This window comes from Reinekea sp. G2M2-21 (genome assembly GCF_015687175.1).
GTDB lineage: Bacteria > Pseudomonadota > Gammaproteobacteria > Pseudomonadales > Natronospirillaceae > Reinekea.
In genome coordinates, this window is record NZ_JADPQG010000009.1 from 90,261 (window position 1) to 105,782 (window position 15,522).

15 protein-coding genes and 1 riboswitch are annotated in these 15,522 nt (G+C 50.1%); of the genes, 7 read left to right on the forward strand and 8 right to left on the reverse strand.

The genetic code is table 11. From position 1 onward, the window contains the following. Positions 1–37 precede the first annotated feature (37 nt). The 4 genes from IYN85_RS22930 to glpK all read left to right on the forward strand — a co-directional run bounded on the left by IYN85_RS22930 (position 38) and on the right by glpK (position 4,636). Positions 38–901 carry a carbohydrate ABC transporter permease gene (locus tag IYN85_RS22930; RefSeq protein ID WP_196161378.1) on the forward strand — a complete coding sequence of 288 codons (864 nt, stop codon included), beginning with the start codon at positions 38–40 and terminating at the stop codon, positions 899–901. A gap of 11 nt (positions 902–912) precedes the next feature. Continuing rightward, entirely contained in the window at positions 913–1,185 is a 273-nt protein-coding gene (locus tag IYN85_RS22935; protein WP_196161296.1) for a DUF2160 domain-containing protein, read from the forward strand. A 158-nt stretch (positions 1,186–1,343) separates the two neighbouring features. Beyond that, positions 1,344–3,065, forward strand: coding sequence for an ABC transporter substrate-binding protein (locus tag IYN85_RS22940; RefSeq protein ID WP_196161297.1), 1,722 nt, complete (start codon positions 1,344–1,346; stop codon positions 3,063–3,065). 80 nt (positions 3,066–3,145) lie between these two features. After that, positions 3,146–4,636 carry a glycerol kinase GlpK gene (gene glpK / locus IYN85_RS22945; protein WP_196161298.1) on the forward strand — a complete coding sequence of 497 codons (1,491 nt, stop codon included), beginning with the start codon at positions 3,146–3,148 and terminating at the stop codon, positions 4,634–4,636. Between the two features lie 726 nt (positions 4,637–5,362). Here glpK and IYN85_RS22950 read toward each other — a convergent pair. After that, positions 5,363–5,803: a hypothetical protein gene (locus IYN85_RS22950; protein WP_196161299.1), complete on the reverse strand. Its 441-nt coding sequence runs from the start codon at positions 5,801–5,803 to the stop codon at positions 5,363–5,365. Positions 5,804–5,993: 190 nt separating this feature from the next. Between IYN85_RS22950 and IYN85_RS22955 the strand changes: the two genes are divergently transcribed. Further along, positions 5,994–7,349, forward strand: a complete 1,356-nt coding sequence (locus IYN85_RS22955; RefSeq protein ID WP_196161300.1) for an 8-oxoguanine deaminase — start codon at positions 5,994–5,996, stop codon at positions 7,347–7,349. A 32-nt stretch (positions 7,350–7,381) separates the two neighbouring features. On the opposite strand, the gene IYN85_RS22960 is transcribed toward IYN85_RS22955, so the two are convergent. Continuing rightward, positions 7,382–8,050, reverse strand: a complete 669-nt coding sequence (locus IYN85_RS22960) for a hypothetical protein (RefSeq protein ID WP_196161301.1) — start codon at positions 8,048–8,050, stop codon at positions 7,382–7,384. A 79-nt stretch (positions 8,051–8,129) separates the two neighbouring features. Between IYN85_RS22960 and IYN85_RS22965 the strand changes: the two genes are divergently transcribed. Then, positions 8,130–8,531: an NUDIX domain-containing protein gene (locus tag IYN85_RS22965; protein WP_196161302.1), complete on the forward strand. Its 402-nt coding sequence runs from the start codon at positions 8,130–8,132 to the stop codon at positions 8,529–8,531. A gap of 230 nt (positions 8,532–8,761) precedes the next feature. On the opposite strand, the gene IYN85_RS22970 is transcribed toward IYN85_RS22965, so the two are convergent. The 3 genes from IYN85_RS22970 to IYN85_RS22980 all read right to left on the reverse strand — a co-directional run bounded on the left by IYN85_RS22970 (position 8,762) and on the right by IYN85_RS22980 (position 12,955). Next, complete coding sequence (locus tag IYN85_RS22970) at positions 8,762–11,191, reverse strand: glycoside hydrolase family 3 C-terminal domain-containing protein (protein WP_196161303.1); 2,430 nt, start codon at positions 11,189–11,191, stop codon at positions 8,762–8,764. 14 nt (positions 11,192–11,205) lie between these two features. Then, a complete protein-coding gene (locus IYN85_RS22975) occupies positions 11,206–11,871 on the reverse strand; it encodes a TetR/AcrR family transcriptional regulator (protein WP_196161304.1) in 666 nt (221 codons plus the stop codon). A 547-nt stretch (positions 11,872–12,418) separates the two neighbouring features. Further along, positions 12,419–12,955, reverse strand: a complete 537-nt coding sequence (locus IYN85_RS22980; RefSeq protein WP_196161305.1) for a GNAT family N-acetyltransferase — start codon at positions 12,953–12,955, stop codon at positions 12,419–12,421. 131 nt (positions 12,956–13,086) lie between these two features. On the opposite strand from IYN85_RS22980, the gene IYN85_RS22985 reads away from it, so the two are divergent. Next, a complete protein-coding gene (locus tag IYN85_RS22985; protein WP_196161306.1) occupies positions 13,087–13,323 on the forward strand; it encodes a hypothetical protein in 237 nt (78 codons plus the stop codon). Between the two features lie 208 nt (positions 13,324–13,531). Here IYN85_RS22985 and IYN85_RS22990 read toward each other — a convergent pair whose 3' ends face one another. The 3 genes from IYN85_RS22990 to IYN85_RS23000 are packed head-to-tail and all read right to left on the reverse strand — an operon-like array spanning position 13,532 to position 15,317. Further along, positions 13,532–13,966: a GFA family protein gene (locus IYN85_RS22990; protein ID WP_196161307.1), complete on the reverse strand. Its 435-nt coding sequence runs from the start codon at positions 13,964–13,966 to the stop codon at positions 13,532–13,534. Continuing rightward, the gene (locus IYN85_RS22995; protein ID WP_196161308.1) at positions 13,963–14,376 is read right to left on the reverse strand and encodes an NUDIX domain-containing protein; all 414 of its coding nucleotides are present in this window, start codon (positions 14,374–14,376) and stop codon (positions 13,963–13,965) included. Before IYN85_RS22995 ends, IYN85_RS22990 begins: the two co-directional genes overlap by 4 nt. Before the next feature lie 20 nt (positions 14,377–14,396). Further along, positions 14,397–15,317 (reverse strand): energy transducer TonB, encoded by a 921-nt coding sequence (locus IYN85_RS23000; RefSeq protein WP_196161309.1) that lies wholly within the window; start codon positions 15,315–15,317, stop codon positions 14,397–14,399. A 4-nt stretch (positions 15,318–15,321) separates the two neighbouring features. Then, positions 15,322–15,514, forward strand: a riboswitch (cobalamin riboswitch). The last annotated feature ends 8 nt before the right edge of the window (positions 15,515–15,522 follow it).

Consider the following 15,522-nt stretch of genomic DNA (forward strand, 5'->3'; position numbering starts at 1 on the left):
CATGTCTCAACAACACACATTACAAGCGAGCCGTTCGATGTCTTCGACGAATGAAACTCTTATCGTGCCTGTCAGTCAGGCGGAAAAACGTCAGAAGCGAGCCTTAGTCCGTGGCCGGGTTGGGTTAACCGCTTATCTGATCTTTTTATTGTTACCTATCTATTGGTTGATCAATATGTCGTTTAAAACCAACGCCGAGATCACCAGCGGTTTGTCGTTTTTTCCGCAGCAATTCACGTTTGAGAATTACGTTAAAATTTTTACCGATCCAACCTGGTACATGGGGTACGTTAACTCCATCATCTACGTGTCATTGAACATGGTCCTGAGCGTCAGCATCGCGCTACCGGCGGCCTATGCGTTCAGTCGTTACCGTTTTGTCGGCGATAAGCACATGTTTTTCTGGTTGCTGACCAACCGAATGGCGCCTCCAGCGGTTTTCCTGTTGCCGTTTTTCCAGCTTTATTCCTCGGTTGGTTTGTTCGACACGCATATTGCCGTGGCGCTGGCCCACTGCCTGTTCAACGTGCCATTAGCGGTTTGGATTCTGGAAGGGTTCATGAGCGGTGTGCCCAAGGAAATTGACGAAACGGCCTACATCGACGGCTATAGCTTTCCGCGATTCTTCGTGAAGATATTTTTGCCATTAATCCGTTCGGGTATCGGTGTGACTGCATTTTTCTGTTTTATGTTTTCCTGGGTTGAACTTCTGCTGGCGAGGACCCTAACCTCGGTGGATGCGAAACCCATTGCCGCCATCATGACCCGAACCGTATCGGCATCGGGTATGGATTGGGGTTTGCTCGCCGCAGCGGGTGTCTTGACCATTATCCCTGGATTGCTGGTGATCTATTTTGTCCGTAACCACGTCGCCAAGGGTTTTGCCCTTGGACGAGTATAGGAGGAAGCACCATGGCTTGGATGTCCTGGACGGTACCCACAGCGCTGTTTTTTAGCGCGATTGGCTTGATTCTGATAGGCATGACAATCTGGCAAACGGTTTCGCCGTCGGTCGAACGGCAAGGGGTCATTCCTCTTCCGACCACGCGCGGCGATCGTTTATTCATAGGCCTGTTAAGCAGTGCATTTATTCACCTGGCTTTTGTCGCCAGCACGGAATTACACGTTGCCTTTGCCACGGTTTTCTGTCTGTTCTGGATGATGGCTGTTATGCGCTGGGGCTGACAAAACTCACCTGAATTTCTGAGGATTTTTTGGGTTTCATCGTTCACGCGATGAAACCTAAGGGAAGCTTTGCTTTCTGAAAAGACTTGCCGGAGTGCAACGACAAAAACACAAGGATGTTAGTAACCCGATCTACCCACAACAATAAGAGGCGAAAAATGAACGTTATAAAAAGAAAATTCGCATACGCTGCGCTACCGCTATCCGTGATGGTCATGAGCAATGCAGCACTAGCCGATGCGTATTCCGATGCAGCCCGTCAATGGGTGACTGAACAGTTCAAAGAGTCGACGCTCACACAGGCGCAACAGCTCGAAGAGATGGCTTGGTTCACGAAAGCGGCAGAATCGTTTCGTGGCATGGAAATTAATGTCGCGTCGGAAACTTTGACCACACACGAGTACGAGTCGCAGGTACTGGCGAAAGCATTCGAAGAAATTACCGGAATAAAAGTGAACCACGACCTGATTCAGGAAGGGGATGTCGTTGAAAAACTGCAAACTCAAATGCAGTCTGGCCGTAACATATACGACGCTTATATTAACGATTCGGACTTAATCGGAACTCATATTCGTTACGGTAAAGTGGTCCCGGTCGAAGACATGATGAAGGGCGATGGTCGTAATCTGACCTTACCGACGTTGGACCTGTCAGATTTTATTGGTCTGGATTTTACCTCAAGCCCGGAAGGCAAGTTGATTCAATTGCCGACGCAACAGTTTGCGAACCTGTATTGGTTCCGTTATGACTGGTTCCAACGGGAAGACCTGAAAAAACAGTTTAAGTCAATTTATGGCTACGAACTGGGCGTGCCGGTGAACTGGTCTGCGTATGAAGATATTGCGGAGTTCTTTACCGACCACGTTAAGGAAATTGATGGTAAGCGTGTCTACGGTCACATGGACTACGGCAAGAAAGATCCGTCACTGGGCTGGCGATTTACCGACGCTTGGTTTTCCATGGCCGGTGCGGGTGACAAAGGTTTGCCCAACGGTCTGCCGGTTGACGAGTGGGGTATTCGTGTCGAGAAATGTCATCCCGTCGGTTCCAGCGTGTCTCGCGGTGGCGCGACCAATGGTCCGGCGGCTGTGTACGCAACAACCAAGTATGTGGACTGGTTGGGTAAATACGCACCGCCAGAGGCGCAAGGTATGACGTTCTCCGAGTCTGGTCCGGTGCCCGCACAAGGTAATATTGCGCAGCAGATTTTCTGGTACACCGCCTTTACTGCTGATATGACGGCGAAAGGTTTGCCAGTGGTGAATGAAGACGGTACGCCGAAATGGCGAATGGCACCGTCACCGCGTGGTCCTTATTGGGAAGAAGGTATGAAGTTGGGTTATCAGGATGTGGGCGCGTGGACCTTCCTGAATTCAACGCCCGATCAACGCCGTTTAGCGGCATGGCTGTACGCGCAATTTACGGTGTCAAAAACTGTCTCGCTGCAAAAAACGTTGGTGGGCTTAACCCCAATCCGTATGTCTGATATCAATTCACCGCAGATGGCCGAAGCTGCCCCGCGCTTAGGTGGCTTGGTTGAATTCTACAAAGGACCAGCGCGCACTCAGTGGTCGCCAACGGGAACTAACGTGCCAGACTATCCAAAACTGGCGCAACTGTGGTGGCAGTACATCGCGCAAGCCGCCAGTGGTGAAGCAACACCACAGGAAGCCTTAAACGGTTTGGCCGAAGCGCAGGATAAAGTGATGATGCGATTGGAGCGGGCAAAAGTTCAACCGAATTGCGGACCGATCCTGAATGAAGAGCGTGACGAAAGCTATTGGTTGAATCAGCCCGGTTCACCCAAGGCTAAATTGGCCAATGAAAAGCCGCAAGGCGTGACCGTCGATTATGACGAACTGTTGAAATCCTGGGAGTAAGTGAGTAAGTAGAGCGTTGCTGTAAAAGGTTGGCCGACGCAATGTCGGCCTTTTTTTCAACATTTTCCTGGGTTTGAGCTATGTCGGACTATTTACTTTCCATCGATCAGGGCACAACCAGTTCTCGTGCCATTCTGTTTTCAACAAGCGGTGCGTTGATACACAGTGCGCAACAAGAGTTTGAACAGATTTTTCCTGACAATGGCTGGGTTGAACACAACCCTGGTGATCTCTGGCGGACAGTATTGAAAACTTGCCAGCAGGTTATTGCGGAAGCGGATGTTCGCGCCGAAGACATACGCAGTATCGGAATCACCAATCAACGTGAAACAACCTTGCTCTGGGACAGGCATACCGGAGAGCCGGTTTACAATGCAATTGTCTGGCAAGACCGCCGTACGTCTGACCATTGCCGGATGTTACTGGAAGCGGGCTGGGAACAGACGATTCGGGAAAAAACCGGCTTGCTGATCGATGCCTACTTCACAGCCACCAAGTTGCAGTGGCTGCTCAATGAGGTGCCTGGAGCACGTCTGCGAGCCGAACGCGGTGACCTGTTGTTCGGCACCGTGGATACATTTCTGTTGTGGCATCTTACCGGTGGCCGCGCACACTTAACGGACGCGACTAACGCATCACGAACGCTGTTGTTCAATATTCATGAGCAACAATGGGACTCAGAATTGTTGTCTTTATTCGACATTCCGATCTCTGTGTTGCCCGAAGTGATGGATTCAGCCGCTGACTTTGGCCACACCGACCCAGAACTTTTTGGTTGTACCATACCGATACAGGGGATGGCCGGCGATCAACAAGCGAGCCTGTTTGGTCAGGCCTGTTTTCAACCGGGCATGGTGAAAAGCACCTATGGTACCGGCTGTTTTTTAATGGCCAATACAGGGCAACAGGCGCTGCTGTCTGAAAACCGTTTGCTGACAACCGTGGCCTACCGGCTTAACGGCGTGACAACCTACGCGCTCGAAGGCAGTATTTTCAGCGCCGGGGCCACGGTGCAATGGTTGCGGGACGGGATAAACATGATACACGATGCCCGTGAAGCCGAGACCATGGCAGCGCGTCTGACGCAGCCTACCTCCGTCTATTTTGTTCCGGCGTTTACCGGTTTGGGTGCACCGCATTGGGACCCGCTCGCACGGGCTGCTATTTTGGGTATGACGCGCGGCACGACCGCAGACGACATTGCCGCAGCGGCTTTGCAGTCGGTTGCTTTTCAAACCAGAGATCTGCAATTGGCCATGCAGAGTGATGGATTGGCCGCAGACAACTTTCGCGTTGACGGAGGCATGGCCACGAACAATTATGTACTGCAGTTTCTGTCGGACATCTTAGCGGTGCAGGTGGATCGCCCCGTGGTGACGGAAACCACCGCCCTGGGAGTCGCATACCTGGCTGGATTGCAGGCCGGTGTTTTTGAGTCGTTACCTGCCATTGAAAGCAGCTGGCAAATACAACGACGCTTTATACCGCAAATGTCTCCACAAGAACGGTTGCGATGCATCGACGGTTGGCAAGACGCAGTGTGCCGGATTAAAACGTCGGCCGTCGCCTGAGGATTTGTTGAGTGTTCGTTACTAAAGCGACACGCGCACTGCACTTTACTCAGTGTGAAATGGAACCTGAGTTAAGGGCGGTGCCCCGGAATGGTACTTAAGTTTAATTGGCTTGTTTATTTTTTTCGAGAGCACCGCCAATCTGTTTTATAAATTGTGTGTTTATTGTCGTTAAGGACCAATTCTGCCGACGACAAGGGTTCGGTTCGCACTAATAAATTTCTGGGAGGTTTTTTTCTTTCCAAGGGGAGATCCCCTTGATCCGGCCTTCACCAGAGGTTAAGTCGTTAAAATCGAATCGAAGCCCATTGGAGCTTCGCTTTTAATCGATTTTAACCCCCCTTTGTCGCCCGCTTTGGTTTTCTTCCTTAATTGTCATTTTCTTCGAGCGGTCGCTTGAGCGTGCATCCCTGCACGCGCGGCTCTTGCTAGGGCATCCATGCCCTTGAAACCGTTGCGTCGTGTCATTTAAGTCAGCCAAAGCAGATGCGACGGAATGGTTATTTACGCCGATATCGGTAATGGTTTTTACTCGATGGGTTTGAATTCATAAAATGGAATCGTAGTGAATCACTTCAATTGTGGGGGTGACGTTGCCACTTTTTCACCGCCTTTCAAACGACCACGCGCGCGGTCCTTGGCGGCAAAAATCGCCTGATGAATCCTTATCACTGCATGAAGCAGATACCCAAGAAATAATCTAATTTTGCTTAAGGGTGAGGCCTGTTAACGCCGATCGTCAAAAATATTGTAGGTGTTGTCGATGCGCCGGCTGACGGCGCGCTTTCGCATTTGCTGTTGTTCTCTGAAAAACTTTTGTGAAGGACCTGCATAGAGTAAAAAGATTAACAGCAATAGCGTCAATGCAGCGGGTATAAGATAGATTCGGTTTTCGAGTTGCCAAGCGTTCAGGAAAAAATAGAGCACAGCCCAACCGTGCCAAATGGTGCGGCCGGTCACGTATCCTTTCAAAATTGAAATGGCGGCTGCCAGTGTGATAAACGAATTAAGCAAAGACAAACCAACTTGGGTTTCGAAGGAAAATTCATTGTCGGCTGAGAGATGCAATAGGTTGATATGCTGACTGGCAATCAACGTAACCGCGAACAAAATGACGGAGGTCAATATCAGAAAGTAACATGCTAAGCCGATACCCTTTGGTGCCACAGACAACTCCAACAACCTTTGTTTTGTGAGTGAGTCAGAATACAGAATAACCACTCAAAGGTGAATGCGTTTTTAGGAATGTCTTGATATTATGTTCGCCGGTTTGGCAGATTAACACGCAAGTCACTGTCATTTTATTTCGGAATACGAAACATGTAATCACATGAGTGACGGCGTAAAGAGATAATCGATGGTGCCAACAAGCTGGTTAAAAAATCCTCTCGCGGTGTATACCGCAAATTCCTTAGACGCTCGCGGCGGTATTGTTGTGCGCGGCAGTCAAATTATAGAACTGGTTGCGCTGGGACAGGTTCCGGTTGAAAACGTCGACGAGGTTGTCGACGTGTCTTCCTGTGTGATGTTGCCTGGGTTAATTAACACACATCATCATCTCTATCAGACACTGACCCGTGCCTTACCTGCCGCGTTAAATAAGCGGCTGTTTCCCTGGTTGCAAACTCTGTATCCGATCTGGGCTCGTTTACAACCTGACATGCTGGCCAGCGCAACCTCGCTGGGTATTGCTGAACTGCTTAAATCCGGTTGTACGACCATTGCCGATCATCATTACTTGTTTCCAGCGGCGTTGACCGATGCTATTGATATACAGGTTGCGGCAAGTCAGGCATTGGGTGCGCGCGTCATGTTAACGCGCGGCTCGATGAGCCTGGGGCAGAAAGATGGTGGTCTGCCACCTCAGTCGACGGTGCAAACGGATGATCAGATTCTGCGTGACAGTGAGCGTGTCGTGCAGAAATATCATCAACGAGATGATGGCGCCATGGTGCAGATCGCTCTTGCACCCTGTTCGCCTTTTTCGGTGACCCGCGAGCTGATGATCGAGACAGCTAAATTGGCTAATGAACTGGATGTGTTGATGCACACACATTTGGCAGAGACCAACGACGAAAATAATTTCTGCTTACAAATGTTCGGAATGCGTCCGGTGGACTATCTGGAATCCGTGGGTTGGTTGACCAATCGCACCTGGTTGGCGCACGGCATTCATTTTAACGACGAAGAGGTAAAGCGTCTTGGCAACGCAAGGGTGGGCGTTAGTCATTGCCCAAGTTCCAACATGCTATTGGCATCGGGCATTGCGCGGACTCTGGAAATGCAGGCCGCGGGTGTTCGCATTGGTCTTGGGGTGGATGGTTCGGCATCCAACGACGCATCCAACATGATGCAGGAAGTCCGACAGGCACTACTCATCGGTCGGCTGAGATACACCGCCGATGAGGTCAGTCACCTTGATGCGCTGAATTGGGCGACCAAAGGGTCTGCACAGGTTATAGGTCGCAGCGATATTGGTGAGCTGGCCGTCGGCATGCAGGCCGATGTTACTGTATTTTCCCTCGATGAACTGCGTTTTTCCGGCGCGCATGATCCATTAGCGGCATTGATCTTATGCGGCGCGCACCAAGCCAAACATGTCATGGTGGGTGGGCAGTGGCGTGTGCGTAATGGTGAATTGCTGGGTGCTGATGAATCAACGTTAAGGCATCAACACCAGACATTGGCACGTAAATTGGTTAATCAGTTATGAAAAAGTTTGCTTTCCTTTCGGCGCACGAAGCGTTACGACGCCTCTTTATGTTTACTGATGGTCGTTAACAATAAGACAAAAAAGCACAGAACCAGATTGAACAGCGGTATTTGCAGTGCCGGGGGCATACTGTAGATCACAATAACCGCCGGCAACCATATCAGCCAGTTTGTGACCAGCGTGGTGGGTATCTGCAAAAAGAAAAACTCCCGGGTGAGCTTCTCCTTCAAGTAGCTCAGTTTGAATTGGCTTTCTTTCCACAAATAACCAATTGCCATGGAAGGCGCGGCCCACAGTGTGCCGTAGATGAATTGATCGACAGATACTTTTTTGGCCAGTGTCACCCAATCAGCTTCCAAGCCAAACCAATACGCTTGGGCACGGTAAAGAATGTCTACCTCGACACCCTTGTACGCCCAAAACAGAAAGTAGAATATCAGAACAGGCATGACCGATTGCTTGACCTGACCGTTCAACCATAAATAGAGAAAGGGAATAAGCCCTCCGAACAAAGCAGTGGAGAGCATCGCATAACGCCAGCCATAAGCCAGTTTCAAATCGGCAAAATAGTTGAACAAAGGCGCGGCCGCGGGCCACCGAAAATACGCGACAGCAATGACCAATGCAAAAGCCTGCAGACACAAGCCGGGGATCAGATTTTCTTTTAATGCAGCGTTGATATTTTGGGTCAATGCGGCCATGGAAGGGTTGCCTGTCTTGATGGGTACGCTATTGTAGCGGCTCTGAGTGATTAGCAACATGGAGAGGAGAGCGAAACTTATGGAAAAAGCGTGTCCGGTGGTATTACGAGAAAGAAATGGTCAGGTGGAGTACTTGGCATTCGTGCATCCGCTGGCGGGTAAACAATTTGTGAAAGGGACCATTGAACCAGGAGAGTTGCTCACCGCTGCCTGTGAGCGAGAACTGCTTGAAGAATCCGGGCTCGTGGCCACCGCAGTTGAAGACTTAGGGACATGCCGAATCGTCAGCCAGCAATTGATCTATGGTTTTTATCGCATGCAAGTAGAACAACCGATACCTGAGACGTTTTCGTTCTTTTGCCTTGATGATGGCGGCCACCAGTTTGACTTTTTCTGGCAGCCTTTACACACCGAATTGGATACGCAGTGGCATCCTATTTTTCAAGAGATCGCCATTTACCTGCGTTCGGTTCTAAAATAAAACCAGTGAACCGATTGCCGAACTGTTGAGTATGAATTGCACATCGGTTGTAGGAATGGTTATGTCTTCGTTGGATCGGCTGGTCTATGCCAGCAAAAGTTAGAGCCTGTTAACACCAATTTCATCGACGTTGGTCGAGTAACTTCTCACAGTGGCGTTTATCAGCGCAAGCCATTCACAATGAAGGGCTTGCTGTCTGGTTGGGCGCAACTCGCTAAGGCGCGATAGCCTTATTTGGTCGCGCAGGGTTTACCGGTAATCGCTTTAAACCAAGATCCATTCATCAGGTGGATCATTCGGTGTAAGGTTGTTTCCGGTAGCTTGCCTTCGCTCATAAGTGAAATGTTGCGCAGGGGCATGTCGTTAATCATTCCTTCCATCATGAGCCGGTTTTCCTCCGGCAACTCGCCCATGGCTTTGGTAATTTCGCGCATCATATTTTTCTTTAAAAACCGACCTACCCAGGTGCTCTGTATTTCTTTTATGGCGGAGTTGGTGTGGTATGGTTTCAGCGGCACCGGTTTGGGTATTGGGTGACCCAGTAAGGCCTGAAACGCGTCATCGTTAAAATCACAGTCCCGTGGCGTAAAATAAGGCGCGAGTGACTCAGCTTTGTCTTCATTCGCATGCATTGTTTTCAGCGATAGGCTAACCGATAGACGGATGTCCGCACTGGATGAACCGAGAGATAAAACATATTGATCGCTATCGGCTCGCCACGCGTGTGTTTCACTGCACCAATAGGCAAAGTCTCGTTCGTTGAGAGTGAAGGAGACCACTTCACTGGCGCCAGCTTCGAGCCACACTTTTGCAAAATTACGCAGTTCTTTTTTCGGTCGGGGTACCCGTGGATTTTCCTGACCAACATACAATTGCACGGTTTCGAAACCGGCTCGCTCTCCTACGTTGGTGATCTTTGCGCTGATGGTGAGCGTCGCTTTCCCGAGTTCAATCTCGGCATTGAGATCCTGATTTACCGTCACGTCGCTGTAATCAAAACGGCTGTACGATAAACCGTGCCCAAATGGAAAGAGCGGCACCACTTGAGCGGTATCAAAGAACCGATAACCAACCCAAATACCTTCGCGATATTGAGATTGTCTTAGCGTACCGGGGAACCAAGCATCACTGGGCACATTGGTTTGTGCCGTTGGGAAGGTTTCGGCGAGTTTACCGCTTGGGTTGACATCGCCGAATAAAATTCTGGCCAATGCCGAGGCACCTGCCTGCCCACCCAGATACGCCTCCAGGATGGCAGGAACATCCGACACAAACGGCATTGTAACCGGTGCGCCATTTGCCAGTACGATCACCAATTTATGATAATGCGGTGCTAAGGCTGTAATCAGGTCACGCTGTTGCCTTGGTAAACTCAAGTGTTCGCGGTCAAAACCCTCCGACTCATACTCTGGCGTTAATCCCGCAAACAAAATGACGACATCGGCACTTTCGGCGGCAGCGAGCGCGTCTTTTTTTTGTTTAAACGTCAGGTCGCCTTTTAAACCATAACCAAGGCTGTATTCCACTTTTGCGGTTTTACCGACCAGTTGTTCGATCTCATCCAGAGGTTGTTCCAGTTGTGTTGGATTAATCTGCGAACTGCCGGAGCCCTGGTAACGGGTGTGTGTGGCCAGCGCGCCCAACACCGCAACTTTGCCCGTTTTAGCCAGAGGTAAAAGCGCTCCGTCATTCTTCAACAATACTGCGCCCTGTTCGGCCGCTTCGCGCGCCAGATTGTGGTGCGCTTGATGATTTTTCGGTGTTGCCTGATCGCGCTCCAGGGTGTCTTTGGCTTTAACGATCAATGCCAGTACACGACTAACAGATTGATCCAGGTCTGCGACGCTGAGTTCGCCGCTGTTGACCGCCGCAATAATTTTACGGACATTGATGTCCCCGCTGGACGGCATTTCCAGATGTTGCCCGGCTTTAATTCCGGCGACGCGGTCGTTGTTGGCACCCCAGTCCGTCACCACGATACCTTCAAAGCCCCATTCGTTTTGCAGGACATCGGTCAGTAACTCCGTGTGCTCAGCCAGGTAGTGGCCATTGAGTTTGTTGTAAGCACACATAACCGTCCACGGTTGACTGTTCTTAACCGTGGCTTCAAACGCTGGCAAGTAAATTTCCCGCAAGGTGCGCTCGTCTACGATAGCGTCCACCGTCATACGGCCGTGTTCGTGATTGTTCACCGCAAAGTGCTTTAAGCTGGTTCCAACACCCGTGCTTTGCACGCCGTTCACCCAAGCCGTGGCCATTTCACCGGCGAGAAAAGGATCCTCGGAAAAGTATTCGAAGTTACGTCCACCTAAGGGGTGGCGCTTAATATTAACGCCGGGTCCGAGCAGCACGCTGACATCTTCTGCGAGCGCTTCTTCGCCCAGCGCTACCCCGACACGTTGCAGCAACTCGCGATTCCAGGTGGCCGCCAGTGCCGAGGCGGTCGGAAAACAGGTTGCCGGAACCGAGTTTTGTAAACCCATATGGTCGGCACCGTCCGGTTGTTTGCGCATACCGTGCGGTCCGTCTGTGACCATGATGGATGGCAGTCCCAGCCGTTCAATGCCGTGCAGGCGCCAAAAATCTTTGCCGACACACAGCGTCGCTTTTTCTTCCAGAGTTAATTTACTGAGCAGTTCGTTTACGGTGTTGTTTTGCATGTCAGGTTCTCTGTTTAATCGGAATGGGTATCGGCGTGGACGCGTAAGCCGTCGATCAGCAACTGAATGAGTACTGGAGTCAGTTGCCCTGGCTGGCCTTGTTCGAATTCAATAAGCGCGCCATTGCGTAGAATCATACGTTGATGAAATGCCTGAATGGCGTTGGATAAAATGGCGCTCACGGTGTGCGCTTCAATGTCTCCACGCACCGTGCCTGCCTGTTGACCGCGCCGGATCAGGTCGTCAATTTTGTCCATGACATTGATCCCGGCGGCGTTCGATAACCGTTCTCGGAAATCCGCTGGGATGCGTTCTCCGGAATAAAATGCGTCGAACTCGGCGACAAAACGATGATCAAGATCGGCGTCTTCCGCGGTATAGGATTCGGTAAATAAACGTTGCAGTATTGCGGGGATATCGGCGTTTTGAGAGGTCAGTAGCGCATCAATTTGCGCATTCAGTTGCGCAAAACGTTTATGCAGTGTTTTCTCGAGGATCGCCAAGCCCAATTCGAATTTATCACGGTAGTAGCGGTAAAGCGTATTACGGCTCATGCCCACCGCGACGGCAATATCCTTCATCTGTGTTTCAAAGAAGCCCGATTCGCTAAAGCAATGTTCTGCGGTGTCCAGAATCTTCTGCCGTGTGGCGTCGGTCTGATAAATCATACGTTGGGACATATGTTATGTTACACGTGTACTATTTGCGTTTGAATATACGATCCGAATCCGATTCCGTCAAATAATATTTCACCGGTAATTAACCGAACAGGTTTCCAATTTGGTCATATACTCAAAGGTTAACGGCCCGCGACAATGGGATGTATGCGGACGCTATGAAACAACGTTTTAAATTGGGTATTCGACTCACCACCGTGTCGTTTTTCATTCTCATGACGCTGTTAACATCGACGCTGGCGGTTTCCCCGCAATACTATGTTAGGACTCGTTTGGCCTGAAGCGTCGCAAAGGTGGTATATATTCAGGTGTCAAATTTGCATTGTCTTCAGTGCCCTCCTGCTGGCATTGATGTTGCCGTTGTCCTGGTGGTTTGCTAATCCCATTGTGAAGCCAGTGCGTCAATTAATGGAAGGGAACGACAAAATCTGCCATAACCGCGAAGCAAAAGTTAATCGGGTTCGTTCGCATATTGTCAAAATTATTGCGCTGTCTGAATCGCTCGCACAGATGGTTTAAACCACAAAACAGCAGGAGCAGAATCAGCACTTCAACGATCGCTTGGGCTTGTTGCTATCGGAAAAAAACGCTGTCGAAGTCCGCCACAACCCTTGCCTGTGATGGAACCATTACTGCGAGACGGTCTGCGTTTGATGAGAAAACCTAAACGATCGTTACGGGTAAAGCCGAGTCGTTGGTAAAACGTTTCGGAGGTAGAATCGCGGGCGGTAAGTAAATGCACCACGTTGATGTCCTTGCCCTGAGGGAGTCGATCCAGTTCCGCAATCAACGTCTTGCCAATCCCCTGTCCTTGCCAGGCCTGGGTCACAAATAATTCGGCAATTTCAAAATCGAGCCGCCCTTTGTAGGGCTTGGCGTAACCAAACAACCCTCCCACCACCTGATCTTTGTCTAGCGCGACCAAGCTTGTTGCGTTGGGTACCGAGTTTAACCACGTAAGACGATCGGCGACCCACTGAGGTTCCCAAACATCAAACCACGGAGCGCCGGAAAATGCATCGATATAAGCAGATACCGTCATCGTTTCATACGGCGAAGCGTAGGGTGTTATCTGAATGTCCGGCATAGGCAGTATTTCTTTCTGTTGTGTATTTGGTTTGTATCTGTGGAATCTTAATCTTTCTGTGGCTTGGTTTCATTGGAGAGTTTTCGCCGTTCTGAGTCTAATCGGTCCAGCGACGCGGTCAGGTTTTTAACATGGTAACTCTTGAAGGATTTTTCTTTCCAAGGGGAGATCCCCTTGATCCGGCCTTCACCAGAGGTGAAGTCGTTAAAATCGAATCGAAGCCCATTTGGGCTTCGCTTTTAATCGATTTTAACCCCCCTTTTGTCGCCCGCTTTGGTATTCTGGCATACCTGACACTTTCTTCGAACGGTTCGCTTGAGCGTGCATCCCTGCACGCGCGGCGCTTGCAAGGGCATCCATGCCCTTGAATCCGTTGCGACGTGTCCGTTATGTCAGCCAAAGCAGATGCGACGGTAGAGTTATTTACACCAATGTCGGCAATGGCCTGCGATTGGTTAGTCAAAATTGGATATGACAGAAATCGAATGTGGAAGTGTCTATCAAGAAGGCGACTTAAATCGTTTTCCACCGCCTTTCAAACGACCACGCGAAGCAAATGCCCTAGAAGCATCTCGCTTAGTCACTAGTAACTGGCTCCTGCAACAACGCCAGAAACTCTGAAAAATCATCCGGCATCGCCGGGTAATCGTGAACATGGGTCACCTGGGCGCTCCAGCCAGGTTTGGCACGGGTCCATAAGTTGGCAACAACCGGGGATTCTACATTGTCCAGTAAGCCAACGGGTATCCACATCAGGTTCGGTTCAATCGGGTTGGGTACCGGGCAGCCACAGGTTGAACAAAAATGCGCGTTAAAACCGGTTGGTTTTTTCCAGCGGGTAACGTTGCCTTCGCCGCCGATCCACTGGAATCGCTCAACAGGAATGAGTGTTGCTGCGTTTGAACCGGCACCACTTTGTTTCTGACACAACCGGCAATGGCATTGATAAAGGTTTGGTAGTTTACCGATTATGGAAAACCTGATTTGCCCACACAAGCATTCTCCGTTCATTGCGTTCTCCTGGTGTCGTTATTGGTAAATAACTGTTTCTCTAAACGAGAAACCGCTTGGTATGTGATTGCCGAACAGTCTGTCGGCAGATCATGGATGTCAAACCAATTCACCTCGCGACATCGTTCAGGTTCACAATTTCGTAAGTCGCCTTGCCATTGCTCACACATGAAAAAGGTGTGTTCAATATCGCGCGAGTCGGTAATGGTACACAATGCTGTCAATTGAGCAGGTACGACACCAACTTCTTCATAAGCTTCGCGCCGGGCCGTCATTTCAATCGTTTCGCCAGCTTCCTGTCTGCCACCAGGGAAGCCCCAGACGTTGTTTTGGGACTTAACGTTTTGCCGAAAACCTAATGCGAGTTTATCGCCATGGATGAATATAAGTTGGGCCACACACGTTGGCACGCACGATCTCCTTAATGAACTTAACGAAAGTGGACAGGCAGTTGTATCCATTGCGGTTGCTCAATTCCATTGACCTGCCCGGGTTCAAAGGACCAACGCAAAGCCTGCTCGATTGCCGACTCATCCAGTACCTCATAGCCAGAGGATTGAAAAACAGATACGGATTCTAATTCCCCCAGGCTGTTCACGTAACCCCTTAAAATCACTTCACCACGCCAACGACGTTTTATCGCTATGTCTGGTTTCACTACGATGGGAGGCGTGCCACGAAATGACGCAGGAACAAAATTAATCGGTTCATTAAGGGTATCTGTCTTTTGCTCTTCGCCCGGAGCCGCTGTCTCTGAATCTGTACTTGAATGTTGGTTTTCTGCGACGCGAACAGAGTCGGCGAAAGCATCACTGTTCAATACTGGTGGATTCACGGCAGTCTGTGTTATTGACTGATCTGTTTCTGTTTCTGTTTCTGTTTCTGTTTCTGTTTCTGTTTCTGGTGCCGAGGCGATATCCGTTTCTTTTACCGGTTGCAACGTTTTCTCTTTGGCTTCGGCCGTAGTTATTTCGTTTGCTTGGTTTGTCGCGAGTACTGGCCTTTCTTGTGGGATGTTTTCACTCGGATCCGCGTTTTCAGTCGTTGGTTGCTCGGCAGTGGATTTGGGTGATTCATTTGTCGTTGGTGGCGGTGTCGAGACCACAGATTGGCTCACCGCAGGCTGAGTACTGTCGGCTTGTGTTTGCGCCGTTGAACGACTCGTAATTTCGACGGTCACCGCAGGCGTACTTTTTTGCTGAGCGAGAGGCGCTTTTTCAGCGCCGGGTAATAGAACCAACGTATAAAACAAAACCAGGTGGGCGGTGGCTGAACCGACGATCCAACCCAGCAAATGACGCCGACGCACAGGTGTTGCCGGGAAACTATGGTTGACGGATGGCAGAGACACTTTATAATCCACGCAAAATTCAGGTGACCTTAACGTTTAAACGGGAAACTGGTTAAAATCCAGTACTGCCCCCGCAACGGTGAGGGAGAGTAACCCATTGCTTCAATAGAAACCACTGCGAACGCGGGAAGGTGTTGAAGCGACAGCATTGCTGGCTCTCTCAAGTCCGGATACCGGCCTGATGTTCATTTAGTACGGTGGGTGC